This is a genomic window from Mesorhizobium sp. M0139 (genome assembly GCF_040322455.1).
In the GTDB taxonomy this organism is placed as follows: Bacteria; Pseudomonadota; Alphaproteobacteria; order Rhizobiales; family Rhizobiaceae; genus Mesorhizobium.
On the sequence record NZ_JAMYTN010000007.1, the window covers coordinates 113,473 to 137,299 of the forward strand.

26 protein-coding genes and 2 pseudogenes are annotated in these 23,827 nt (G+C 63.3%); 22 read left to right on the forward strand and 6 right to left on the reverse strand.

The window, feature by feature from the left end; all coding sequences use genetic code 11:
* Positions 1 to 82: 82 nt before the first annotated feature.
* A complete protein-coding gene (locus NKJ58_RS13855) occupies positions 83 to 823 on the forward strand; it encodes a glycoside hydrolase family 25 protein (protein WP_023670227.1) in 741 nt (246 codons plus the stop codon).
* Between the two features lie 36 nt (positions 824 to 859).
* On the opposite strand, the gene NKJ58_RS13860 is transcribed toward NKJ58_RS13855, so the two are convergent.
* Positions 860 to 1,759 carry a DMT family transporter gene (locus NKJ58_RS13860; RefSeq protein WP_245263125.1) on the reverse strand — a complete coding sequence of 300 codons (900 nt, stop codon included), beginning with the start codon at positions 1,757 to 1,759 and terminating at the stop codon, positions 860 to 862.
* A 138-nt stretch (positions 1,760 to 1,897) separates the two neighbouring features.
* Between NKJ58_RS13860 and NKJ58_RS13865 the strand changes: the two genes are divergently transcribed.
* Positions 1,898 to 2,386 carry an Lrp/AsnC family transcriptional regulator gene (locus tag NKJ58_RS13865; RefSeq protein ID WP_050592001.1) on the forward strand — a complete coding sequence of 163 codons (489 nt, stop codon included), beginning with the start codon at positions 1,898 to 1,900 and terminating at the stop codon, positions 2,384 to 2,386.
* A gap of 37 nt (positions 2,387 to 2,423) precedes the next feature.
* On the opposite strand, the pseudogene NKJ58_RS13870 reads toward NKJ58_RS13865, so the two are convergent.
* Positions 2,424 to 2,579: pseudogene (locus tag NKJ58_RS13870) on the reverse strand (winged helix-turn-helix transcriptional regulator); the annotation flags it as partial.
* An 8-nt stretch (positions 2,580 to 2,587) separates the two neighbouring features.
* On the opposite strand from NKJ58_RS13870, the pseudogene NKJ58_RS13875 reads away from it, so the two are divergent.
* A pseudogene (locus NKJ58_RS13875) lies at positions 2,588 to 3,051 on the forward strand (zinc-binding dehydrogenase); the annotation flags it as partial.
* Positions 3,052 to 3,061: 10 nt separating this feature from the next.
* Here the strand turns inward: NKJ58_RS13875 and NKJ58_RS13880 are convergent.
* The gene (locus NKJ58_RS13880) at positions 3,062 to 3,727 is read right to left on the reverse strand and encodes a uracil-DNA glycosylase (protein ID WP_023731417.1); all 666 of its coding nucleotides are present in this window, start codon (positions 3,725 to 3,727) and stop codon (positions 3,062 to 3,064) included.
* A complete protein-coding gene (locus tag NKJ58_RS13885) occupies positions 3,724 to 4,305 on the reverse strand; it encodes a LabA-like NYN domain-containing protein (protein ID WP_023670234.1) in 582 nt (193 codons plus the stop codon). The genes NKJ58_RS13880 and NKJ58_RS13885 overlap by 4 nt, the downstream gene beginning before the upstream one ends.
* A 331-nt stretch (positions 4,306 to 4,636) precedes the next feature.
* Between NKJ58_RS13885 and rpoZ the strand changes: the two genes are divergently transcribed.
* From rpoZ to recO, 11 genes are all read left to right on the forward strand, one after another.
* Complete coding sequence (gene rpoZ, locus NKJ58_RS13890; protein WP_023670235.1) at positions 4,637 to 5,038, forward strand: DNA-directed RNA polymerase subunit omega; 402 nt, start codon at positions 4,637 to 4,639, stop codon at positions 5,036 to 5,038.
* Positions 5,039 to 5,165: 127 nt separating this feature from the next.
* A complete protein-coding gene (locus tag NKJ58_RS13895; RefSeq protein WP_023670236.1) occupies positions 5,166 to 7,397 on the forward strand; it encodes a RelA/SpoT family protein in 2,232 nt (743 codons plus the stop codon).
* A 113-nt stretch (positions 7,398 to 7,510) separates the two neighbouring features.
* A complete protein-coding gene (gene pyrE / locus NKJ58_RS13900; RefSeq protein WP_023684495.1) occupies positions 7,511 to 8,089 on the forward strand; it encodes an orotate phosphoribosyltransferase in 579 nt (192 codons plus the stop codon).
* A gap of 11 nt (positions 8,090 to 8,100) precedes the next feature.
* Complete coding sequence (locus tag NKJ58_RS13905) at positions 8,101 to 8,481, forward strand: VOC family protein (protein ID WP_023684494.1); 381 nt, start codon at positions 8,101 to 8,103, stop codon at positions 8,479 to 8,481.
* Positions 8,482 to 8,746: 265 nt separating this feature from the next.
* Entirely contained in the window at positions 8,747 to 9,331 is a 585-nt protein-coding gene (locus NKJ58_RS13910) for a DUF2062 domain-containing protein (protein WP_023670239.1), read from the forward strand.
* Entirely contained in the window at positions 9,328 to 9,741 is a 414-nt protein-coding gene (gene acpS, locus NKJ58_RS13915) for a holo-ACP synthase (protein ID WP_023670240.1), read from the forward strand. The genes NKJ58_RS13910 and acpS overlap by 4 nt, the downstream gene beginning before the upstream one ends.
* A 90-nt stretch (positions 9,742 to 9,831) precedes the next feature.
* Complete coding sequence (lepB, locus tag NKJ58_RS13920; RefSeq protein ID WP_023670241.1) at positions 9,832 to 10,581, forward strand: signal peptidase I; 750 nt, start codon at positions 9,832 to 9,834, stop codon at positions 10,579 to 10,581.
* Entirely contained in the window at positions 10,581 to 11,297 is a 717-nt protein-coding gene (gene rnc, locus NKJ58_RS13925) for a ribonuclease III (protein WP_023692856.1), read from the forward strand. Before lepB ends, rnc begins: the two co-directional genes overlap by 1 nt.
* On the forward strand, positions 11,294 to 12,220 hold the full coding sequence (gene era, locus NKJ58_RS13930) for a GTPase Era (protein ID WP_023670243.1): 927 nt from the start codon (positions 11,294 to 11,296) through the stop codon (positions 12,218 to 12,220). Before rnc ends, era begins: the two co-directional genes overlap by 4 nt.
* A gap of 45 nt (positions 12,221 to 12,265) precedes the next feature.
* Complete coding sequence (locus NKJ58_RS13935; RefSeq protein ID WP_023820175.1) at positions 12,266 to 13,159, forward strand: aminoglycoside phosphotransferase family protein; 894 nt, start codon at positions 12,266 to 12,268, stop codon at positions 13,157 to 13,159.
* 102 nt (positions 13,160 to 13,261) lie between these two features.
* Positions 13,262 to 14,053 carry a DNA repair protein RecO gene (gene recO / locus NKJ58_RS13940; RefSeq protein WP_023670245.1) on the forward strand — a complete coding sequence of 264 codons (792 nt, stop codon included), beginning with the start codon at positions 13,262 to 13,264 and terminating at the stop codon, positions 14,051 to 14,053.
* A gap of 101 nt (positions 14,054 to 14,154) precedes the next feature.
* Here recO and NKJ58_RS13945 read toward each other — a convergent pair whose 3' ends face one another.
* Positions 14,155 to 14,619, reverse strand: coding sequence for an NUDIX hydrolase (locus tag NKJ58_RS13945; protein ID WP_023670246.1), 465 nt, complete (start codon positions 14,617 to 14,619; stop codon positions 14,155 to 14,157).
* Between the two features lie 247 nt (positions 14,620 to 14,866).
* On the opposite strand from NKJ58_RS13945, the gene NKJ58_RS13950 reads away from it, so the two are divergent.
* The 8 genes from NKJ58_RS13950 (at position 14,867) to NKJ58_RS13985 (ending at position 22,877) form a co-directional block, all read left to right on the forward strand.
* Positions 14,867 to 17,665: a DUF2339 domain-containing protein gene (locus NKJ58_RS13950; RefSeq protein WP_023820176.1), complete on the forward strand. Its 2,799-nt coding sequence runs from the start codon at positions 14,867 to 14,869 to the stop codon at positions 17,663 to 17,665.
* 47 nt (positions 17,666 to 17,712) lie between these two features.
* A complete protein-coding gene (locus tag NKJ58_RS13955) occupies positions 17,713 to 17,955 on the forward strand; it encodes a type II toxin-antitoxin system VapB family antitoxin (protein ID WP_023687289.1) in 243 nt (80 codons plus the stop codon).
* On the forward strand, positions 17,955 to 18,371 hold the full coding sequence (locus NKJ58_RS13960) for a type II toxin-antitoxin system VapC family toxin (RefSeq protein WP_352497148.1): 417 nt from the start codon (positions 17,955 to 17,957) through the stop codon (positions 18,369 to 18,371). The genes NKJ58_RS13955 and NKJ58_RS13960 overlap by 1 nt, the downstream gene beginning before the upstream one ends.
* Before the next feature lie 162 nt (positions 18,372 to 18,533).
* Positions 18,534 to 19,052, forward strand: coding sequence for an RNA polymerase sigma factor (locus NKJ58_RS13965; RefSeq protein ID WP_023670250.1), 519 nt, complete (start codon positions 18,534 to 18,536; stop codon positions 19,050 to 19,052).
* Positions 19,049 to 19,840 carry an anti-sigma factor family protein gene (locus NKJ58_RS13970; protein ID WP_023709777.1) on the forward strand — a complete coding sequence of 264 codons (792 nt, stop codon included), beginning with the start codon at positions 19,049 to 19,051 and terminating at the stop codon, positions 19,838 to 19,840. Before NKJ58_RS13965 ends, NKJ58_RS13970 begins: the two co-directional genes overlap by 4 nt.
* Positions 19,841 to 19,999: 159 nt before the next feature.
* Entirely contained in the window at positions 20,000 to 21,097 is a 1,098-nt protein-coding gene (locus tag NKJ58_RS13975; RefSeq protein WP_023820178.1) for a peptidase C39 family protein, read from the forward strand.
* Positions 21,098 to 21,102: 5 nt separating this feature from the next.
* On the forward strand, positions 21,103 to 22,566 hold the full coding sequence (locus NKJ58_RS13980) for a RimK family ATP-grasp domain-containing protein (protein ID WP_023692866.1): 1,464 nt from the start codon (positions 21,103 to 21,105) through the stop codon (positions 22,564 to 22,566).
* Between the two features lie 38 nt (positions 22,567 to 22,604).
* The gene (locus NKJ58_RS13985; protein ID WP_023727570.1) at positions 22,605 to 22,877 is read left to right on the forward strand and encodes a DUF3303 domain-containing protein; all 273 of its coding nucleotides are present in this window, start codon (positions 22,605 to 22,607) and stop codon (positions 22,875 to 22,877) included.
* 12 nt (positions 22,878 to 22,889) lie between these two features.
* Here the strand turns inward: NKJ58_RS13985 and NKJ58_RS13990 are convergent, their stop codons facing one another.
* Positions 22,890 to 23,789 carry a LysR substrate-binding domain-containing protein gene (locus tag NKJ58_RS13990; RefSeq protein ID WP_023753089.1) on the reverse strand — a complete coding sequence of 300 codons (900 nt, stop codon included), beginning with the start codon at positions 23,787 to 23,789 and terminating at the stop codon, positions 22,890 to 22,892.
* Between the last annotated feature and the right edge of the window lie 38 nt (positions 23,790 to 23,827).

Consider the following 23,827-nt stretch of genomic DNA (forward strand, 5'->3'; position numbering starts at 1 on the left):
AATCTCAGGCAGCCCCAGAAAAGCCAGACATCGGCTTTCAAGTTTCGAACAGCTGCAACAGCAAAACACGATGGGGAAAGGTTTGAAGAACCGGATCATCCTCTGGGGTGCGGCCAGTCTGGTCTTTGCCGGCCTCGTCGCAGCAGGCGGCTTCTTCTATTTCCGGACCTTCTCGCCCGATCGTGACAGCTATCCGGTCAGGGGTATCGACGTTTCCCATCATCAGGGTGAAATCGACTGGCGCCGCGTTGCCGCCGACGATGTCGCCTTCGCTGTCATCAAGGCGACCGAGGGCGGCGACCATGTCGACGATGCCTTCGCCAAAAACCTGCGCGAGGCGCGCGCGGCCGGCCTCGCCGTCGGCGCCTATCACTTCTTCACCTTCTGCCGGCCGGGCGCCGACCAGGCGAAAAATTTCATCGCGGTGGTGCCGCACGACCAGCCGCTGCTGCCGCCGGTCGTCGACATCGAATTCGGCGGCAACTGCCCGCAACGCCCGTCGCCGGAGCAGCTGAGCGCGGAACTCCAGGCCTTCCTCGGACCGGTTGAAGCTGCGTTCGGCAAGCCGGCGATCATCTACCTGACCGACGAGGCTGAGGACGCCTATGCCGGACAGATGGCTGTGCGGCAGCGCTGGCTGCGCTCGCTGGCGTTCAAGCCGAGCGAGGACGGCTGGATTTACTGGCAGTACCACAATATGGGCCGTGTCGACGGGATCGAGGGCGATGTCGATCTCAACGTCCTGCAGGGTGGGCAGCAAACGCTGGCCGAGCTATTTGCTGCGCCCGCATCGCTCTCTTCGCAAAAGCCTCCATCGCCTTGAACGAATCAGCTGGCCTTGAGTTTGGCATCCGCAGTCTTACGCAGGCTTGGGAACAGGCCTGGAAAGAGCCGAAAAAGCCATCCCCGCGGCCATGATCAGTACGGCGGCGAACTGGGCGCCGGTCGGCGTCTCGCCGAGCACCGTCATCGCGATCAGCACGGTTGCGATCGGCACGCATGGCATGAACAGCGATGGCGCCTGCGACCCCAGCTGCCGGACGATATAGGTGTACAGGAACATGGCGGCCGCACCTGCCAAAAACCCTTGAATGACGATCTGGCTGGCAATCTCGGCCACTGATGCCGCGCGGAGGCCGCTTGGGGCAAAGAAATAGAGCAACGGCAGCGGCACGCATGACAGCAGCACCACCGTTGCGGTCGCCGCAACCGGAACGACGCGCCAGCGCCGCACGAGAACGGCATAGGTGGCAAACATCGCGCCGGATCCGACGAACAGAAGATCGCCGAAGAGGACATCCTTCATGCCGCCGCCAGTGCGCACGGGTGCAATGAACAGGATCAGCCCGGCGATGATGGCTGCGACGCCGATGGTTCGCTGGCGCGAGGTTTTCTCCCTCGTGGCGATGCGCGACAGCACGAATGAGAAGAACACGATCGAGGCAGGGCAAAGTGCGGCACCATGCGCTGCCGGCGCATAGGTCAGTCCCCAATTGATGATGATAGGGTAGGGCAGTCCGGCCAGTGCCGCCAGCGTCAAGGCACGCCTCCAGCCCAATGCCTTGCCAGTCGCCCGGCCGTTTCTCCAGACGACCAGCAGCATGACCATGCCGGCGCCGGCAAAGCGCAACGTTGCCAAATCGGTCGCGGTCAGATGTTCCCGCAGGCTGAAGCGGGCGGCGACGAACTGCACGGCGTAGATGCCGATCATGGCCAGGGCAGCAAGGATTGCCGGCTTCGTGTTTCGGTCCTCTGTCACGCGCATTCTTGTCCCGCTCGATCCTGCCAGCGGAAGGGTACTTCCTCCAGACGGCTTTCGTTGAAAACGCAGCCTATTGTCGAAAATGGTGCGTCAAAATATGCTGTTTTCGCAATGTGGAAGTGAAAGTCACGCGATATGGGCGCTGCAAACGTGAATCATGAATCCGATCAGCTCGACGCCATCGATCGCAGCCTGCTTCGGTTGCTGCAGGAGGACGGGCGTCGCACGACGCTTGACCTAGCAGCCCGTGTCGGCCTGTCGCCGACCGGCACCAGCCAGCGCGTGAAGCGCCTTTTCCGTGAGGGTTTCATCACCGCGGTCCGGGCCGTGCTCAATCCGCAAAAGATCGGCCGCGGCACGCTCGTCTTCATCGAAGTCAGGCTCGACCAGGCGGCGCCGCATGTGTTCGACCGTTTCGCCGAAGCGGTAGCAAGGGCCCCCGAAGTGCTGGAGTGCCATATGGTCGTGGGCGGCTTCGACTATCTGGTGAAAGCGCGCATTTCGGAAATGGCCGCCTATCAGGATTTTTTGAAGCGCGTGATCCTGCCGCTGCCGGGTGTCAGGGAAACGCACACCTATGCGTCGATATCGGACGTGAAGCCGGACGCGCTGCTGCCGGTGTGAGGGCCGGACCAACGCAAGCGGTTGCCACGCCTCCGCTTCAAGCGGCCTGGGAAACCTCCGGCGCCAGCGTCACATTCGCATCGCCCCAGACCTTCAGCACGGTGATCACGGGCTCTAGGCTTCGGCCACGAGGCGTCGGGCTGTACTCGACCTTCGGCGGCATCTGCGCATAGACCTTGCGGGCGATGAGCCCAGTCTGGCTCGCTCGGCTATGCGCAGGCGGCAGCACTGCCGACGACGGCGATCACCGCCTTTGAGGCGCTGTTCGACCGCCTCAATGTGAAGAAGCTAGTCATCGGCGCCGCGAACACCATCCTGATCGTCGGCGGCGCCGGCGGCGTCGGGTCGATCGCGGTCCAGCTCGCGCGCCAGCTGACCGATCTGACGATGATCGCCACCGCATCGCGGCCCGAAACCCGCGACTGGGTCGCAAGAGCGTTTCGGTCCACTGGGAGCCGATGTTCACCCGCTCGCTGTATGAAACGCCCGATATGGCCGCGCAGGGCGAACATCTCAACGAACTGGCGCGCCTTGTCGACGCCGGCACCATCCGCACCACGCTGGGCGAGACGTTCGGCCCAATCAATGCCGCCAATCTGAAGCGCGCCCATGCGCTGATCGAGACCGGCAAGGCCAAGGGCAAGATCGTGCTCGAGGGATTTTGAGAGGCAGCGTCTAGTTCCGCAGGAACGACGCGATCTCGCTGAATACCTTGACGAACATCGCTTCGGTCAGCACCCCAGTGTTGGTGTTGTAGCGCGAGCAGTGATAGCTGGAAAACAGCGTGACGCCGCCGGCCGGCAACTGACCGCCGTGCTTGAACGGATAGGCGGCGACGCGCTGGCCCAGCGCCCTGACGGTCGACTGGTGGGCGATGGAGCCCAGCGCCAGCAGGGCGCGCAGTTTGGGAAAGCGTGCAATCGTCGGCACCAGAAAGCTGCGGCAAGTGGCGATCTCGGCGCCGACCGGCTTGTTTTCAGGCGGCACGCAGCGCACCGCATTGGTGATCGCGGTGCCGATCAGTTCGAGCCCGTCATCCGGCCGCGCCTTGAACTCGCCGCGGGCAAGACCGTGAGCGATCATCGTTGAGTAGAGCAGGTCGCCGGCATAGTCGCCGGTGAACGGTCGCCCGGTGCGGTTGGCGCCGCGCAGGCCGGGCGCCAGCCCGACGATCAGCAGCTCGACGGCGTCCTCGCCATCAGGCGGCAGGAAAGTCGGCACCGGCGCATTGAACCACGACGGCTCGCGCTGCCGCCAGTCTGCGATGAAATCATGCAGGCGCGGGCAGAGCGGGCAGTCGCGGTCGGGTTCGGGAGCGGCGTCCAAGGCCGCCGCCGTCAATAGTCTTCCTCTTCGACTTCGGCCGGCTCGGGCCTGCGCACCGGCCGTTCGGAGGGATCGCGGCCGACCTCGTTCTTCAGCGAGGTCAAATCGATGAAATGGTCGGCCTGGCGGCGCAGATCGTCCGAGATCATCGGTGGTTGCGAGGCCATGGTGGAGACGATCGAGACCTTGCGGCCGCGCCGCTGTAGCGCTTCGACCAGTGTGCGGAAATCGCCGTCGCCGGAGAAGATGACATAGTGGTCGACGACATCGGCAAGTTCGAGCGCATCGACGGTCAGTTCGATGTCCATATTGCCCTTGATCTTGCGGCGGCCGGTCGAGTCGGTGAACTCCTTGGCCGGCTTGGTCACCACCTTGAAGCCATTATAGTCGAGCCAGTCGATCAGGGGACGGATCGAAGAGTATTCCTGATCCTCGACCAGAGCGGTGTAGTAATAGGCCCGCAGCAAATAGCCGCGCTTCTGGAAGCTGGACAGCAGTTTGCGGTAGTCTATGTCGAAGCCGAGTGCGCGCGAGGTGGCGTAGAGATTGGCGCCGTCTATGAAAAGAGCGATTTTTTCACGGGGGTCGAACATGGCAATATTCCTTTTTCGAAATAGGTGGCGGACTAATCGAAATGGGTCGTTTATAACGCTCGGCTCGTAAATAAACCGGCTGACCTTTCGTCAACCGAGATAGCGCCAGTTTTACGGCAATCCAAGGGTGCCGGGGCGCACTGCAAGCAATTGTGATCGGAGCCGTGTCGTCGCCCGGTAGGCGGGCTTCGCCGGCAAGGCATTCAGCGGCGCCAGAAGCTGGCATTCGCCAGCCCATGGGCCACAGAGCCATAATGCTTGTATTTTGGCGGCGTTCGGGTTATGGACCGCGCCTGTTTTCCATCAAATCCAGGCATGAAAGGGGCAATCAATGGCCCGCGTAACCGTTGAAGACTGCATCGACAAGGTCGACAACCGCTTCGAGCTCGTGCTGCTTGCCGGCCATCGCGCCCGCCAGATCAGCCAGGGCGCGCCGATCACCGTGCCGCGCGACAACGACAAGAACCCGGTCGTGGCGCTGCGCGAGATCGCCGACGAGACGCTGTCGCCCGACGACCTCAAGGAAGATCTGATCCACTCGCTGCAGAAGCATGTCGAGGTTGACGAGCCCGAGGCCGACGGCGAGGCGATCGCCGACCAGACCGGCAACGCAGTTGCAGCTACCGACGCCGACGACGCGGAAGAAAACGTCACCTTCGATCGCATGACCGAGGAAGACCTTTTGGCCGGCATCGAGGGCCTGGTTCCCCCGGAAAAGAGCGACGACTACTAATCGCTGCCCTGGACCTGCCGGGAATATGGTTCCGGCACTTCCGTCCCGTGAGTTTCGTGGCTATCTATGAGATGCGCCGTACATCAGTGCGGCGCATCAATCATTTCAGCACCGTGAGAACCCGCCCATGATGCGTCAGTATGAGCTTGTCGAGCGCGTTGCGCGCTACAAGCCTGACGTCAACGAGGCGCTGCTCAACAAGGCCTATGTCTACGCCATGCAGAAGCATGGCCACCAGAAGCGAGCTTCCGGCGATCCCTATTTCTCGCATCCGCTCGAAGTCGCCGCCATCCTCACCGAAATGCACATGGACGAGGCGACGATCGCCGTCGCCTTGCTGCATGACACGATCGAGGACACCACCGCGACGCGGGCCGAGATCGACGATCTGTTCGGCCCCGAAATGGGCAAGCTGGTCGAAGGCCTGACCAAGCTGAAGAAGCTCGATCTCGTCTCCAAGAAGGCCGAGCAGGCGGAAAACCTGCGCAAGCTGTTGCTGGCCATCTCGGAGGATGTCCGCGTTCTGCTGGTCAAGCTCGCCGACCGTTTGCACAACATGCGCACCCTCGACCATATGCCCGAGGCCAAGCGCCTGCGCATCGCCGAGGAGACGATGGATATCTACGCGCCGCTGGCCGGGCGCATGGGCATGCAAGGCATGCGCGAGGAACTGGAAGAGATCGCCTTCCGCTTCATCAATCCGGAAGCCTATCGCGCCGTCACAGCCAGGCTTGCCGAGATATTCGAGCGCAACAAGGGTGTGCTGACCGACATCGAAAAGGCGCTGTCGGCGCTGTTCGAAAAGCATGCCATCAACGCCGGCGTGAAGAGCCGGCAGAAGAAGCCTTGGTCGGTGTTCCGCAAAATGGAGGCCAAGGCGCTGTCCTTCGAGCAGCTCTCGGACATCTTCGGCTTCCGCGTCGTCGTCGACAGCGTCGAAGACTGTTACCGTGCGCTCGGCGCCATCCACACCACATGGTCGATGGTGCCTGGCCGCTTCAAGGACTACATCTCGACGCCCAAGCAGAACGACTACCGTTCGATCCACACCACCATTGTCGGCCCCTCGCGTCAGCGCGTCGAACTGCAGATCCGCACCCGCGAGATGAACAAGATCGCCGAATATGGCGTCGCCGCCCATTCGATCTACAAGGACACCGGCGGCAAGACGAACGGCGCCGCCCATGCGATCTCGAAGGAGACCAACGCCTATGCCTGGCTGCGGCGCACCATCGAGCAACTGGCAGAAGGCGACAACCCGGAAGACTTCCTCGAAAATACCAAGCTGGAGCTGTTCCAGGACCAGGTGTTCTGCTTCACGCCGAAAGGCATGCTGATCGCTCTGCCGCGCGGCGCCACCCCCATCGACTTCGCCTATGCCGTGCACACCGACGTCGGCGACACCTGCGTCGGCGCCAAGGTCAACGGCCGCATCATGCCGCTAATGACGGAACTTAAGAATGGCGACGAGGTCGAGATCATCCGCTCCAAGGCGCAAGTGCCGCCGGCGGCGTGGGAGTCGGTGGTGGTCACCGGCAAGGCGCGTTCAGCCATCCGCCGCGCCACCAAGAACGCCATTCGCAAGCAATATTCAGGTCTTGGTGCCCGCATTCTCGAGCGCGCCTTCGAGCGCGCCGGCAAGACTTTCACCAAGGAAAGCCTGAAGCCGGTGCTGCACCGGCTGGCGCGCAAGGACATCGAGGATGTGCTAGCCTCGGTCGGGCGCGGCGAACTCGCCTCGACCGACGTCATGAAGGCCGTCTTCCCAGACTACAAGGACGAGCGCGTCACCGTCAGCGCCCCCAAGCAGCGCGAGGAGGGCTGGTCGAAGATCCGCAACGCCGCCGGCATGCTGTTCCAGATGCCCGGCACCCGAGCCGCGCGCAAGGACAAGGACCAGCCGCGCGATGGCGCGGTACCGATCCGCGGCGTGCGCGGCGACCTGCCGGTGCGTTTCGCGCCGGAAGGGGCCGTGCCCGGCGACCGCATCGTCGGCATCGTCCAGCCGGGCACCGGCATCACCATCTATCCCATCCAGTCGCCGGCGCTGCAGGCCTTCGACGACCAGCCGGAGCGCTGGATCGACGTGCGCTGGGACATTGACGAGCAGACCAAGGAGCGCTTTCCGGCGCGCGTCTCGGTCACCGCCATCAACGCGCCGGGCTCGCTCGCCGATATCGCCCAGGTCGTTGCCTCCAACGACGCCAACATTCATACGCTGTCTATGGTGCGCACCGCGCCCGACTTCACCGAAATGCTGATCGATCTCGAAGTCTGGGATCTGAAGCACCTCAACCGGCTGCTGTCGCAGCTCAAGGATAATTCGAGCGTCAGCGATGCGCGGCGTGTGAATGGGTGAATAGTGAATAGTGAATAGTGAATGGTGTAGTGAATAGTGAATAGTGAAAGAAGGCGCTCTCACCACCATTCACCATTCACCATTAACCATTCACCATGGACATGGGGCGAGTTATGAATACCGACGAAGTTCTGGGCATTTTCCGCGAGGCGGGCGCTGTTCTGGAGGGGCATTTCATCCTGACGTCCGGCCTGCGCAGCCCGGTCTTCTTGCAGAAGGCGCGCGTCTTCATGCATGCCGACAAGACCGAGCGGCTTTGCAAGGCGCTGGCCGAGAAGATTCAAAAGGCGGTGCCGGGCAAGATCGACTACGTCGTCGGCCCGGCGATCGGCGGCCTGATCCCGGCCTATGAGACGTCGCGCCATCTCGGTGTGCCAGCAATCTGGGTGGAGCGCGAAGGCGGCGAGTTCAGGCTGCGCCGTTTCGAGATCGCGCCGGGATCGCGCGTCGTCATCGTCGAGGACATCGTCACCACCGGCCTGTCGATTCGCGAAACCATCGACTGCCTGCGCGCGATTGGCGCCGAGGTCGTGGCGGCGGCCTGCATCATCGACCGCTCGGCCGGCAAGACCAATGTCGGCGTGCCGCTGATCGCGCTTGCCGAATATGAGGTGCCGGCCTATCCCGCCGACCGCCTGCCGCCCGAACTTGCCGCCATCCCGGCGATCAAGCCGGGTAGCCGCAACATTTAGGGGACATCACGATGATCGCCGGCATCGATCATTTCGTGCTGACGGTCCGCTCGGTGGAGGACAGCTGCGCCTTCTACCAGCGGGTGCTTGGCCTGAAGCGTCACGACGAGCCGAACCGGCCGACGGCGTTGCTGTTCGGATCGCAGAAGATCAACCTGCATCAGGCAACGCACACTTTTGAACCGAAAGCCAAGACGCCGATGCCTGGGTCCGGCGATTTCTGCCTGATCGCCGCAAGGCCGCTTGCCGAGATTTGCGCCAGTCTCGAAGCCAATGGCGTTGCCATCGAAGTCGGTCCGGTCGAGCGCACCGGCGCCCGCGGCACGATGATGTCGGTCTATTTCCGCGATCCGGACAGCAATTTGGTCGAAGTCAGCGAATATCGGGAATAGTCTATCCGCCTCGGCGTCGTCTTCGCGCGGACCTTGCCGTCGTCGGGGAGCTTTCATCGATATTGTCCTCAGTTTCGCCCCAATGGCGCTCTTGTTACCCGCCTGCGGCAGACCATCGCGGCGGCGTTTCATTGTTCCGCCGCAAGGCAGTCGCTATATCAAAGTCGTTGTTGCCTTTCTGCGCCCTCGAAGCGCAAGATGGAGCGACCGCGCCCGGCCAGGGATGGTTGCAATTTGGGCGTGATGAACCGGGAACTGGAACAGAGTGCTTTTTCGACGCCGAAAGCCTGATGGCATTCTGGAGCGGGTGCGTACCTATCTGTGGCCGCGCCGCTCGTTTTCGCGCTCGTTGCAATATTTCTCCAAGCGCATCCTGCGGCTGAAGGCGACACCGCATGCGGTGGCGGCCGGCGTCGCGGCCGGCGTTTTCGCCTCCTTCTTTCCGCTCGGCTTCCATTTCGCCGTCGCCGCCGTGCTCTGCTGGGTGGTCGCCGGCAATCTGGTGGCCGCCGCCCTCGGCGCGGTATTCTTCGGCAATCCGCTGACTTTCCCGCTGCTGTGGGGAGCGTCCTGGGAAGTCGGCAAGCTGATCCTGCATGAGCGCCTGCCCAAGAACGGACCGCCTGCGCATCTTGGTGAGATGATGCACACGCTGTCGTTTGCAAAACTGTGGCATCCGGTGCTGGAGCCGATGCTGATCGGCGCTGTGCCGCTCGGCCTGATCTTCGGGCTGATCTTCTACGGCATCACCCGCTGGGGGATGACAGCCTTTCGCGAGCAGCGCAGGAAGCGCATGGCAGAGCGGGCGCATAAGGCCGGGCACCGCGGACGGGAAGTTCCGGCGGAATGATCATCGGCATCGGCAGCGACCTGATCGACATCAGACGCATCGAAAAGTCGCTGGAACGGCATGGTCAGCGCTTCATCCAGCGCATCTACACCGAGGTCGAACAGGTCCGCTCGGAAGGCCGCAAAGGCCGCGCAGCCTCCTATGCCAAGCGCTTCGCCGCCAAGGAGGCCTGCGCCAAGGCGCTTGGCACCGGCCTCGCGCAGGGCGTGTTCTGGCGCGACATGGGGGTCGCCAACCTGCCCAGCGGCGCGCCGACGATGGCGCTGACCGGGGGAGCGGCGGCACGGCTGGCCAAAATCCTGCCACAGGGGCACAGAGCGGCGATCCACCTCACAATCACCGATGATTTCCCGCTTGCTCAAGCCTTTGTGATCATCGAGGCGTTGCCCGCCGAACAAGCGCCACATTGATTGCATCAGACGACCGCTATCTAACGCCGACTTGACGTTGCCCAGCGCGCGCCGAGACTCTATACCATCCAACGCACAATCGAGGACGACATGAGCGTGGCTGAAAAATCCGAGAAGAAATCCGGCGGGCTTGGCGAAATCGTCAGCGTCATCATCCAGGCTTTGCTGCTGGCCATGGTCATCCGCACGTTGCTGTTCCAGCCCTTCTCGATCCCGTCCGGCTCTATGCGGCCGACCTTGCTCGAAGGCGACTATCTGTTCGTCACCAAATGGTCCTACGGCTTCTCGCGCTATTCGCTGCCATTCGGCCCCGACATCTTTTCCGGCCGCATCTGGGGTTCCGATCCGAAGCGCGGCGACGTGGTGGTCTTCAAGTTCCCGCCGGATCCGTCGCTCGACTACATCAAGCGCGTCGTCGGCCTGCCGGGGGACAAGATCCAGATGAAGGACGGCCAATTGTTCATCAACGGCCAGGGCGTGCCTCGTGTGAAAACCGGCCAGATCCAAAATCCTGATATCACGGAAGTGCCTGAGCCGGTCGACGTCTATCGCGAGACCCTGCCCAACGGCGTCAGCTACGACACGCTCGACCTGACACCGAATTCGATCACCGACAACACCCGCGAGTTCGTCGTGCCCCCCGGCAACTATTTCATGATGGGCGACAACCGCGACAATTCCTCCGACAGCCGCCTCAGCGTCGGCTACGTGCCGGCGGAGAACCTTGTCGGCCGCGCTAACATCGTCTTCTTCTCGATCGCCGGGAAGGCGAGCCCGCTCGAGATCTGGAAATGGCCGTCGCTGGTGCGCCTGTCGCGCCTGTTCCATTTCGTGAATTGATGGCTTTGAAGCGCCCGACGGGTGAAACTCTGGCCGATTTGGTGACAGCCAAAACCGGCCATTCCTTCCGGGACGTCCGTTTGCTCGAGACCGCGCTGACGCATTCCAGCGCGGTCAAGGCAAGCAGCAACAACCAGCGCCTCGAATTCCTTGGCGACCGCGTGCTCGGCCTGATCGTTGCCGACCTGCTTTTTGAAAAGTTTCCTGAGGCGCCGGAAGGTGAAATCGCCCCGCGCTTCAATGCCCTGGTCGATGCGCGGACATGCTCCGAGATCGGCATTGAAATGCAGCTCGAAGATCTGGTTCGGGCCGACGCTGCCTTGAAGGCGCGCTCGCGCGGCTCGGGCGGAAACTATCTGGCGGATGCGGTCGAGGCGCTGATCGCGGCGGTCTATATCGACGGCGGCCTCGATGCCGCAAGGCAATTCGTCCTGCGTTACTGGGAGCCGCGCTCGCAAAAGGTGGTGGCCAAGCCGCCCAATCCGAAATCCGACCTGCAGGAATGGATCGCCAAGACCAGCGATGTCAGGCCCGAATACGCGATCGAGAAACGCGAGGGACCTGAACATCAACCGGTTTTCACGGTGTCCGTGAAGGTCGGCGGTTTTGCGCCGGCGAGCGGCACGGGCGGCTCTCGCCGCGCAGCCGAAGAAGCGGCGGCATCGGCGTTTCTTATGCGCGAGGGCATCTGGGCCAACCAAGGGAGTGCGGCGTGACCGGCAGCGAAGATCTCCCTCCGGCAGCGGAGGCCACGCATTCCGGCTTCGTTGCCCTGATTGGGGCGCCCAATGCCGGCAAGTCGACGCTGGTCAACCAACTGGTCGGCGCCAAGGTGTCGATCGTCACCCACAAGGTGCAGACCACCCGCGCCATCGTGCGCGGCATCGCCACGCATGACAACGCGCAGATCGTCTTTGTCGATACGCCCGGCATCTTCAAGCCGAAGCGCCGGCTCGACACCGCGATGGTGACCACCGCCTGGGGTGGCGCCAAGGACGCCGATATCGTGCTTCTGCTGATCGATGCCGAGCGCGGCATCAGGGGTGACGCCGACGCCATCCTCGAGCGGCTGAAGGACGTCCGCCAGCCGATGGTGCTGATCCTCAACAAGGTCGACCGGGTCAAGCACGAGGCGCTGCTGGCCCTGGCTGCGGCAGCAAACGAAAAGGTGCCGTTCAAGCGCACCTTCATGGTCTCGGCGCTGACCGGCTCCGGCTGCAAGGATTTGCTCGACTATCTCGCGCAAGCGCTGCCGGTCGGCCCCTGGTACTATCCGGAAGACCAGATCTCGGACCTGCCGATGCGCCAACTGGCCGCCGAGATCACCCGCGAGAAGCTGTATCTGCGGCTGCATCAGGAGTTGCCCTATTCCTCGCATATCGAGACCGAGAAATGGGAAGAGAAACCGGACGGCTCGGTGCGCATCGACCAGACCATCTATGTCGAGCGCGACAGCCAGAAGAAGATCGTGCTCGGCCACAAGGGCGAGACCATCCGCGCCATCGGCCAGTCGGCGCGCATGGAAATAGCCGGCATTCTCGAGCAGAAAGTGCACCTGTTCTTGTTCGTCAAAGTGCGTGAAAACTGGGGCGACGACCCCGAACGCTACCGTGAGATGGGGCTTGAGTTTCCCCATTGAGCTTCATCGTCTAGAAATGCCGCTCCGGCAGTTTGAGACGATGACATGCCTGATCCAAAACCGACCATCGATACCGATCTCGTGCGCCGGCTGGTCAACGCGCAGTTTCCGCAATGGCGGCATCTGCCGGTGAGCCCGGTGACGTTTGGCGGTTGGGACAACCGAACCTTCCACCTCGGCAATGATATGACTCTGCGGCTGCCGAGTGCCGCACCATATGCCTTGCAGGTCGAAAAAGAGCACCGCTGGCTGCCCAGGCTGGCGCCGCTTCTGCCGCTGCCGATCCCGGTTCCACTGGCGATGGGCGAGCCTGGGGAGGACTACCCCTGGCAATGGTCCGTCTACCGCTGGATCGACGGCGAAACAGCCAAGACCGCCGAAATCGCCGATCGCCGACAGTTCGCGGTCGATCTGGCCAAGTTCCTCATTGCGCTCCGGCGGATCGATCCGGCGGGCGGGCCGCCCGCGGGCCAGCACAATTTCTTCCGCGGCGGATCGCTGAGCGTGTATGACAACCAGACAAGGGAAGCACTCCAGGCGCTGGAGGGGCAGATCGACACCCAGGCGGCCACCGCTGTCTGGGATGCGGCCCTTGCCGCCACCTGGCAAGGGTCGCCCGTCTGGTTTCACGGCGACGTCGCCTGGGGCAACCTTCTGGTCCAAAACGGCCGTTTGAGCGCCATCATCGACTTCGGCACCTCAGGCATCGGCGATCCCTCTTGCGACCTGGCGATCGCCTGGACATTCTTCCAGGGCGAGAGCCGGGAGGCATTCCGGGCTGCCATCGACGTCGATGAAGCGACCTGGGCGCGCGGCCGCGGCTGGACGCTGTGGAAAGCGCTGATCACCGTTGCCGGACACGACGCCAACCAGGCCGAGGCGGAACGATCGCGCCGCGTCATCGACGACGTCCTGGCCGATCACCGGGAATTCGCGTGATCAGAGCCTTTCGACGATGTGTGGGGATCCAATGTCAGCACAGATCGCACGCGGCGCGCCAAAACCTTGATTTAGCCACGCAACCGGTGACAAGCTCCTGCCATGGAATGGCGCGACGAGGGAATCATACTCGGCACCCGCAAGCATGGCGAAACCAGCGCCATTCTCGAGGTAATGACGCGTGCGCATGGCCGCCATCTCGGCCTGGTGCGCGGCGGGCGCTCGCGCAAGCAGCAGCCGGTGCTGCAGCCCGGCAACCGCGTCGACCTTTTGTGGCGGGCACGCCTCGACGAGCATCTCGGCACCTTCCAGGCCGAGGCGATCGAGATGAATGCCGCCAGGTTGATGGACAGCGCAGTCGCCGTCTACGGCCTGCAGACCATGGCCGCGCATCTCAGGCTCCTGCCGGAGCGCGACGCCCATGGCGGCCTGTATGAGACGCTTGCCGTGATGATCGCCCATCTGGACGATTCGGATGCCGCCGGCGAACTGGTGGCGCGCTTCGAACTGCTCATCCTCGACGAACTCGGCTTCGGCCTCGATCTCAGCCAGTGCGCGGCGACCGGCGCCAGGCAGGATCTGGCCTATGTCTCGCCGAAATCCGGCCGCGCGGTTTCGCGCCAGGCCGGCGCGCCATGGCGCGACAAGATGCTGGCGCTGCCGGCCTTCCTGCGGCGCGGCTCCGGCTTGCGGGCGGACCACGCGGCACTCGAGGACGCCTTCCATCTGACCGGTTTCTTTTTCACCCGCCATGTCTACGAGCCGCGCGGCATCGAACAGCCCGATGCCCGTGCCGGCTTCCTCGCCGCCTTGCGCAAGCATCATTCGGGCGGCAAGGCCGCCCTTACGGCAGACGCTGCGCCAGAAGGGGGAGGGAGACTCGGTGGGTGCTGACCTCCGCAAACCGTCCAGGTTCACACCAAAAGCTGCATGCGGGAGCATTCCCTCCCCCTTGTGGGGAGGGTTAGGGTGGGGGTACTCGTAGGGCAAGAGCCTCAGCCGGCTTTGCGATGCTCCATGAAATCATCGAGGATGGCGCGCTGACCGCCGAGGATCTTGAGGCTGGCCTCGGCGAACGAAAACCAGCCGGCCCTGTCGATTTCGGGAAATTCCCTCGTCACGCCTGACCTGGGCGGCCATTCCATCGTGAACATGTTGCTTTTAACGGCATCGGGATCGAAATCGGCTTCGACACTCCAGGCGATGACGATCTTGCCGCCGGCTTGCCGATAGCTGCCGACAGGTTCGAAATCGCCATCGATGCTGACTCCGAGTTCTTCCCCAGCCTCGCGCCGGGCGGCGGCCAACTCATCTTCATTGTCCTCGACGAGGCCCTTGGGGATCGACCAAGCGCCTTCATCCTTCCTTGCCCAGAACGGGCCGCCGGGATGGACGAGCAGAAATTCGAGAATGCCGGCCCTTGTCCGGTGGATCAGCAGCCCTGCACTTCGTTTCGGCATTCGATTTCCTCGTAGTTCATCCGAGGATAGCATGGCTCCTGGGCAAGTGGCGGCGGCATGCCATTCCTGGCTATCTCAGATGATGGGTGAGGATAAAGACCGTAGGCCGCTGGAATTTGCCGACGAAACATGCTCGATAACTTCTTTTCGGCCACCATTGCGGTGGCGTGACTTGAATAGCCGTCTGGGGTGGCCGTGTGGCCGCCGCAATTGTCAGTGAAAACTGGCCTGGTTTGGGGGAACCGCCATGTTTGAAAGCCTGATTGGCGCCGTCGTCGTTATCGTGCTTTTTGTCCTCGTCTTGCGCCAGCAGGGCCGCGTCAGTCTGATCGAGCGCGAGCTCGGAGCGCTGCGCAGCCTGGTTCTGTCCGGAGTGCATGCGACACCGCCCGTTGCCAAACCGGCCGAGCAGGCTGCAAGCGCACCGGCGGATGCCGCTCACGCTAGCGCACCAGTTGCCGACATAGCTTCGCCAACAACAGCAGACGCGGCACATGCCCAGGCACCGGCCGCCGAAGCCGATGCGGCCACCAGCGAGGCCGTGCCAGAACTGTCGGCCGCGGCCAAGGCGGCATTCACCGGATCCGCGCCTGCCGCCACGTCGAAGGCAGCCCGCCAGTCAGAGGTCGAAACGGCGCTCGGCACCCGTTGGGCGGTCTGGGTCGGCGGCGTCGCGCTGGCCCTGGGCGGCCTGTTCCTGATCCGCTACACCATCGAGGCCGGCATTTTCGGCCCTGAAGTGCGGCTGTCCCTGGCGGCGCTGCTCGGCCTGGTGCTGATCGGCGGCGGCGAGTTCATCCGCCGCACCGGCTTCAAGGTGCCGGTGCAAGGGGCTGCAGGCGCCTATATTCCGGCGATCCTGACGGCTGCCGGCGCCTTCATCCTGTTCGGTACGGTCTATGCCGCGCATGCCATTTACGGTTTCGTCGGGCCGGCCTTCGCCTTCACCGTGCTCGGCGCCATCGGCGTGGCGACCATTGTCGCCGCCCTCGTCCACGGCCAGGCCCTGGCCGGCATCGGCCTTGTCGGCTCGATGGCGACGCCGGCGCTTGTGTCCTCGCAGGCGCCCAACCCATGGGCGCTGTTCGTCTACCTGGCGATCGTGCTTGCCGCCACAGCCGTGATCGCCCGCATTCGCGACTGGAAATTCCTGATTGCGGCCGCCTTCTTCGGCACCGGCGCCTGGACCATCGCCTACATGATGAGTACGCTCGTCGCCGACCTTGCCGTCATCCGGTTCGCCGACCTTGCCGTCGTCCTGTTCATCGACGCGGTGACGCTGGCGGTGCTTGCCTTTGTTTGGCTGGGCAGTCGTGGCGGCGAAGCGGAACCTGCAAAGGCGGGCTTCGACTGGCCCTCGATCGTGCCTGGCGTTTTCGTTGCGTTTTCAGCGCTAGGCCTGTCCGTCGACACGACGCTGGTCGCCGCCGGTGGCGCCTTGCCGGGCGCCTTCGTCCTCGTCGCCCTTGTCGCCACCGCACTCTACCGGCCGCGCGCGCTGCCGCTGCTGCATGCCGCCGGCGTGGTGAGCGTGATGATCCATCTCGGCATCATTCCGCCCACCACCATCGGCTCCGACATAACCCAGGGGAATATCGGCTTTGACGGCATGCCGGTGGCGGCCGGAAATCCGTTGACGCTGCGCATCGGCATTGGCCTCGGCCTGGTCTTCATCGGCGCCGGCTTCTGGGCCGCACGCCGCTTCGCCGCCTCAGCACGGGTCCGCGCGGCATGCTGGGCGGCATGGGGCGTCGCTGCGCCGCTGCTTATTCTGCTGACGCTGTGGCTTGCCTACGGCAATCTCGACCGCGACCTTGTCTACGCAGCGATAGCTGCCCTTCTGGTTGTTGTCTTCGCTGCCGGTGGCGAATGGATCGCGCGCGCCGAACAGCCGCCGCTCAAGGGCGACATCGCCGTCTCCTTCGCGCTTTGCGGCTCGGCTCTGGCCGGCCTGCTGATGCTGCACATGGCCTTCGGATCCGGCTGGACGACCATTCTTGCCGGCGTTGCCGCCATCGTGCCGGCGCTGGCGACGCGGTGGCGCAGCTATCCGGTGCTTGGCTGGATTTCGGTCGGCGCGGTCGTTGCCGTGCTGGGCCGCGTCGCCTTCGATCCGACCATCGTCGGCGCCGAGTTCCTGACGACGACGCGGGTGTTCAACTGGCTGCTGCCGGGATACGGCGTACCGGCGCTAGCCTTCGGCTTTGCCGCCTGGCAACTCGCGCGTACCACCCCCGCACTACCAACAGCTGGTAATGGCCGGCCGCGCCTGGCCATGGAAGCGGGTGCAGCCCTTTTCGCGCTGCTCACCGTTGCCATGCTGGTGCGCCACGCCATGCATGGTGGCGTCATCGACACCGGCCCGGTGACGCTCGCCGAACAGGCGATCTATACGCTGATCGCCATCGGCGCCGGCGCAATACTGTTGGCGATCGACATGCGCTCGCCAAGCTCTGTGCTGCGCTACGGCTCGATGGCCGCCGGCGTGCTCTCGGTCGCCTTCATCGTCCTCCAGCATTTCCTGGTGCTCAATCCGCTGTTCACCGACGAATCGACCGGCCAGATCCCGGTGTTCAACCTCTTGTTCCTGGCTTACCTGTTGCCGGCCATAGCCGCCGGCGGGCTGGCGCTCTATGCCAGGGACAAGCGGCCGCCATGGTATGCGCAGATGCTGGCGGTGGTGGCGGCATTGCTTGTCTTCGCCTACGCCACACTGTCGGTCAGGCGCGTGTTCAAGGGCGAGTTCATCGGCCTGTGGAGCGGCCTCGGGCAGCTCGAGACCTACACCTATTCGGCGCTCTGGCTGATCATCGGCGTCGTGCTGCTCACCGCCGGCGTCTGGCTGAAGTCGCAGGTGCTGCGCATCGCCTCGGCGGCGCTGATCGCGATTGCCGTGGTAAAAGTCTTCCTGTTCGACATGTCGGAACTGGAAGGCGTGCTCAGGGCGCTGTCCTTCATCGGTCTTGGCGCCGTGCTGATCGGCATCGGCCTGTTCTACCAGCGGCTGCTGACGCGGGCGGCGAGGGAGGCCAACGCTGCAACTTGAGGTGATATACGAGATGGAATATATGAATATCCAACGGAGGATATTCGATGCCGCTCTATATCCGCGACGACGAAGTGGATGCGCTGGCCAGCAGATTGCAACGCGAGACGAACGCTCCGAGCAAAACGGAGGCGGTGCGGGTCGCGCTCGTGCACGAACTTGAGCGCAATCGGGCGAAGGTGCCGCTGCGCGATCGGATCGCCAGTCTTCAGGACAGGGCCAGGAAGCTTGGCCTGCCCAATCCCGATTTCGATATGAAGAAGTTCACCGACGAGCTGTGGGAAGACTGATGTTTGTCGACGCGTCGGTGATCGTCGCCATTCTCAACCAGGAACCTGGGTGGGAGGAATTGCTGAAGCAGCTATCCGGTTTTTCCGGGCGGGTCTGGGTTTCTCCGTTGGTTCACTTCGAAGCAACACAGGCATTGGCACGGGCTGGCGCCGGCCCGCGCAGACCCAGCGCTGAAGCCCTTCTCCATGCCCGCGATCTGATCGATGAGTTCATTGTGGAGATCATGGGAGAGAGTCTGGCCATTGACGACAACATCAGCTCTCGGGCCATTGACGCGAGTGCCCGTTACGGCAAAGCCGTTGGCCACAAGGCGGATCTGAATCTCGGGGACTGTTTTGCTTACGCCTGCGCGAAAAGCCGCGATCTTCCACTGCTATACAAAGGCCATGATTTCGCGCAGACCGATTTAGGATAATTCGGCCCTCTTGTTGATTGCGGGGAATAATTTAGCCGATCACCTCGTTATCTCAGTGCTTGGGTGACCGGGGCGGCAGACCGCTTCGCGCTGGCCGCTTGCGCCGCGCCGGGAAGGCGCGTTCAATCGGGTTAAACAAGGGCGACCTCAGAACCAGCGGTCATGGACGAAAAGAAGGCAGCAATCCTTGGCGAAATACCGCGCTTGCGCCGCTACGCACGCTCGCTTCTGCGCGACCGCGAATCCGCCGACGATCTCGTCCAGGATTGCCTCGAACGAGCGCTCTTGCGGCTTGAAAGCTGGCAGACAGGAGAAAGCCCCCGGAGGTGGCTGTTTACGATCATGCATCATTTGTTCATCGATCAGATGCGCAAGGTGAACCGGCGCGGTGAGGCGGCGATCCTGCCGCTTGACGCAAACGAGGCGCAGGCAGTCCCCGCCGAGCAGGCGGAGAACGCCGCCTCGCGCGAGATCATCGACGCATTGCAGGCGATCAGCCCCGACCGTCGCGCCGCTCTCGTCATGGTCGCCATCGAAGGATTCTCCTATGCCGAAGCCGCCAACATTCTCGGCGTGCCCGCCGGCACGCTGATGTCGCGCATAGCGCGCGGACGCGAGGAGCTGCGCAGCCTGCTCGATGACACGGCGCGCCGCCGCTCGATAAGGATCGTCGAGAAATGACCCGCCGCGATTTTTCCGAACGCGATATCCACATGGCTCTCGACGGCGAGCTGCCGGGCGACGAGCGCGCCGCCTACGACGCCTGGATCGACGCCAATCCCGAAATGAAGGCCAAAAGCGCCCGCTACACCGCCGACCGCACCGCGTTGCGCGCCGCCTTTGCCGGTGTGCTCGACGAGCCCGTGCCGGTGCTGTTCAAGCAGATCGTTAGCGGTGAAGGCGCGACCAAAGCGGCGGCGCGGCAGTCGCGCTGGTGGCTTGCGCCCGCGGCGGCCGCAGTGCTCGTCATCGGCGGTCTTGGCGGCTATTTTGCCGGCATCGACGGCATCGGCAGGGAAGATGGCGCCGATGACCAACTGGCCGAAGAGGCGATCGCCGCCCATGTCATCTATGCCGCCGAACAGCGCCATGCGGTGGAAGTGCCGGCAAGCGACAAGGATCACCTGCAGACCTGGCTGTCCAACCGCGTCGGCCTGAAACTGGTGGCGCCGGATCTGGTGGCGGAAGGCTTCCAGCTGGTTGGCGGCCGGCTGCTGCCCGCCGGCCAGGGCAAGGCAGCGATGCTGCTTTACGAGGACGCCAAGGGTCAGCGCATCTCCTTGTTCGTTACCGCTGATTCCTCAGCCAAGTCCAAGGGCACCTACATGGCCGAGGCCGACGGCCCCGAGGCGGTCTACTGGCTGGACAAGGGCTATGCCTGCGCCGTCGTCGGCTCGCTGCCGCGCGAGCAACTGGCTGCGGTCGCCAAGCGGGCCTACGGTCAGCTTCTGGCTGGTATCGCCAGTTAAGCGCATTCCGTTTCGGGAATGCGCCGGGGTAGAAAGTGTCACAATTCGGCCCTATTCGAAGTGCGATAGCGCTTGATGGATATCGGCGTTTCGGCTGATGTTTGCGACGTTTTTGACTGCGGTCTTTTCCTCCACCCAATCGAGGTTTTCCAAACCCGCATGCCTGCCGAGATTCGCAAGGCCCGCGCGTCCGACGTCGATGACCTCGCCGCCATCGAGAAGGCGGTCTTTTCCAGTGACCGCATTTCCCGGCGCTCCTTCCGCTTGTTGATCGAACGCGAGACAGCCGAGATGCTGGTCGCCGAAAGCGATGGTCGTGTCGCCGGCTACGCCATCGTGCTGTTTCGCAAGGGCAGCGGCGTCGCCCGGCTCTATTCGCTTGCCACCAGCCCGTTTTTCAGCGGCCGCGGCTTTGGCCGCATGCTGCTTGCAGCGGCCGAAGAAGCTGCCTTCGAGCACGACCGCATGATGTTGCGTCTCGAAGTGCGCGAGGACAATCTTCGCGCCATTGGCATCTATGAGCAGAGCGGCTACCGCAAGATCGGTCGCGAGCCTCACTATTACGAGGATGGCGCCACCGCGCTGCGCTACGAAAAGACCTTGCGCGGCGATATTCCGGTCGCCACCAAGGTCCCATTCTACCAGCAGACCTGCGAGTTCACCTGCGGTCCATGCTGCCTGATGATGGCGATGGCCAATTTCGATTCCGGCTTCGTGCCCGATCCGGTCATGGAAATCCGCCTATGGCGCGAGGCAACGACCGTGTTCATGATGTCCGGCCCAGGCGGCTGCGAGCCCTTCGGCCTTGCGGTTTCCGGCTACGAAAGCGGGCTTGCGGCGGAAATCTTCGTGTCCTTCTATGGCGCGCTGTTCTTGCAATCGGTGCGCAGCGACGACAAGCGCCGGGTGATGGAACTTGCCCAGGTGGACTTTCGCCGCCGCGCGGAACTTTACGGCATCCCGGTGAATTTCCGTCCATTCACCATCGACGATATCCGCGGCGCCCTGGCTCAGGGAAAACTGGTGCTGGTGCTGATCAGCGGCTTCCTGATGTTCGGCAAGAAGGTGCCGCATTGGGTGCTGGCTATCGGCGACGATGGCGACCACATCCTGATCCACGATCCCTGGGTCGAGGACGAAAGACAGGAGACCATCCTCGATGCCGCCAACATTCCCGTGCCGCACGGCATCTTCATGAACATGGCGCAATTCGGCCGCGACGGACTGCGTGCTGCCATCACTCTTGGGAAACGCTGATAACAATGACCTGGGTCATCCTCACCGGCCGTCAGAACGATCTCGACCCGGCGGCGACGCCGCACAAGATCATCACCAACCGTGACTATCTTGCGCATCCGGCGCTGTTTCGCGGCCAGCAGCCGAAGGTCATCAACCTGTCGAACAATTACGCCTACCAGAGCCGCGGCTATTATGCCTCTCTGCTCGCCGGTTCGCGCGGCCACAAGGTCATCCCGACGGTCGAGACGATGATCGACCTGTCCGAGCGCAAGCTCTACGAGCACGCGCTGCCGGAACTGGAGCTGGCGCTCAACAAGTGCCGCAAGGATCTCGGAGGCGTTTTCCCGCAAAAAATCTGCATCTTCTTCGGCATCGGACCGTCGAAGGTCTGGGACCGCTTCGCCAAGCTGTTGTTCGACTGGTTCCGCGCTCCGGCGCTTGAGGTTCACATCAAGGACAGCGCCGAATGGGCTTCGATCCGCAAGATCGGCTTCCTGCCGCTGGCCAGGATGGCCGAGGAGGAAGAAGCCTTATTCGTGCAGGCGCTCGAGACGTACACCAACCGCGAGTGGCGCGACACCAAGGGCCGCACGCCGGCACGCTACACCTTCGCCACGCTGGTCGATCCGCATGAGGAACTGCCGCCGTCGGAGATTTCCTCGCTGCGTTACTGGGCCAAGATCGCCGAAAAGATGGGCGTCGAAATCGAGCCGATCACCAGGAAGGACCTGGCCAAGCTCGCCAATTACGACGCGCTGTTCATCCGCGAGACCACCTCGATCTCAAACCACACCTACCGCTTCGCGCGCCGCGCCCAGCAGGAAGGCATGCCGGTGATCGACGACCCGCTGTCGATGATCCGCTGCACCAACAAGGTCTATCTCAACGAACTGATGGCCTACAACAAGGTGCCGGTGCCGCCGACGGTGATGATAGCCGGCACCTCGGACCTCGAACTGGCGGCGCAGACGCTGGGCTTTCCGCTGGTGCTGAAGATCCCGGATTCATCGTTCTCGCGCGGCGTCAAGAAATGCGGCAACTTCGAAGAACTGAAGACGCTCGCCACCGAGTGGCTGGAGGATTCCGATCTCCTGATCGCGCAGAAATTCATCCCGACCGAATATGACTGGCGCGTCGGCGTGCTCGGCGGGCAGCCGCTGTTTGCCGTGCATTATCTGATGGCGAAAAAACACTGGCAGATCGTCAACCACAAGGCCAGCGGCAAGCCCGACCAGGGCGGCATCAAGACCTTCACGCTGAAAGAGACGCCGCCGCATGTCGTCGACACCGCGGTGAAGGCGGCGCGCTGCATCGGCGACGGGCTTTACGGCGTCGATCTCAAGGAAACCAAGGATGGCGTCTTCGTCATCGAGGTCAACGACAATCCGAACCTCGACCATGGCTGGGAGGATTCCGGCGAAAAGGACGAAGTCTGGGTGCGGCTGACGCAATGGTTCCTGGAGCGGCTGGACCGTCCCGGGCGTTAGTTTGCCGTCCCGGGCGGTAATTCAACCGAGCGGGAAAAATGCAGTTCATCGTCATCGAGGATTTCACCGGCTGCGACCGCAAGGAGATCTACCGCCGTTTCGGCGAGCGCGGCAGATTGAAGCCGGACGCGCTTGTCGTGCACCACTCCTGGATCGCGGCTGATATGAGCCGCTGCTTCCTGCTGGTCGAGGCCGATGACGTCACTCTGCTGCAGCGCTGGGTCATCGAATGGTCTGACCTGGTGGAGTTCGAGATCATTCCCGTGGCGACGAACAAGGACATGACAGCGGCGCTGGCTGCGCATCTCTGACGCTGCTGACCATCATAGGAGCACCGGCGAACCCACCGACCGCCGGCATTCCTCAATCAGCCAATTGCGAAACGCCGCCACCAGGTCGCGCCTTGCACTGCGTTCCGGGATCGTCAGGCAATATGGCTGACGCAGCGCGATCGATAGGGCATTAGCCCGGACCAAACGGCCCTCTTCCAGCGCCCCGGCGCAATAAATGCCTTGCGCCAGCGCCACGCCCAGCCCTGAAATGGCAAGGTCGAGCGCTGCCCGCGACGAGTTCGCCGACAGGCCGCGCTGCACTGTGCGGCCGGGCTCTATGCCCGCCGCCTCGAACCATGTGCGCCAAGACGGAAACGACGCGCCGGTCGGTCCCCAGTCGGTGTGAATCAGTGGCAGGCCGGCGAGGCTGTCGGTTTTGGCGGTGAGTTCTGGCGCGCAGACGGGGTAGACGGCGTCCCTGACGATCTCCTCGCTCGGGTGTTCACGATAGTGCGGGCCGAAGGACAGCCGGATGTCGATCAGTTCGCGGTCGAACGGCACCGGATCGTCATCGCCGCGCAGGGATATGTCGACGGCGCCGTGGCTGGCGACAAAGCCGGCGAGGCGTTCGGAAAGCCAGCCCATCGCCATGGACGGCGGCACCGATACGACAAGCCGCGGGCGGAAGGCATCGCTGCCACGCGCGATGCTGCCGATCTCCCGAAAAGCCAGGGTCAGCCGGGGCAGCATCTCGACGCCGGCTTCCGTCAGCACCACGCGGCGGTTGACGCGATGGAACAGTTTTCGACCCATCTGCTCCTCGACGGTGCGAATGAGCTGGCTGACCGCAGCCGCCGAGATCGAGAGCTCATCCGCCGCTGCGGCGAAACTCCCCGAGCGCGCCGCCGCCTCGAAGGCTTGAAGTCCTCTCAGCGAAGGAAGCGCGGTCATTGGGTGATCCGATAGGTAAGGTCAGCTTATCTGTGTCG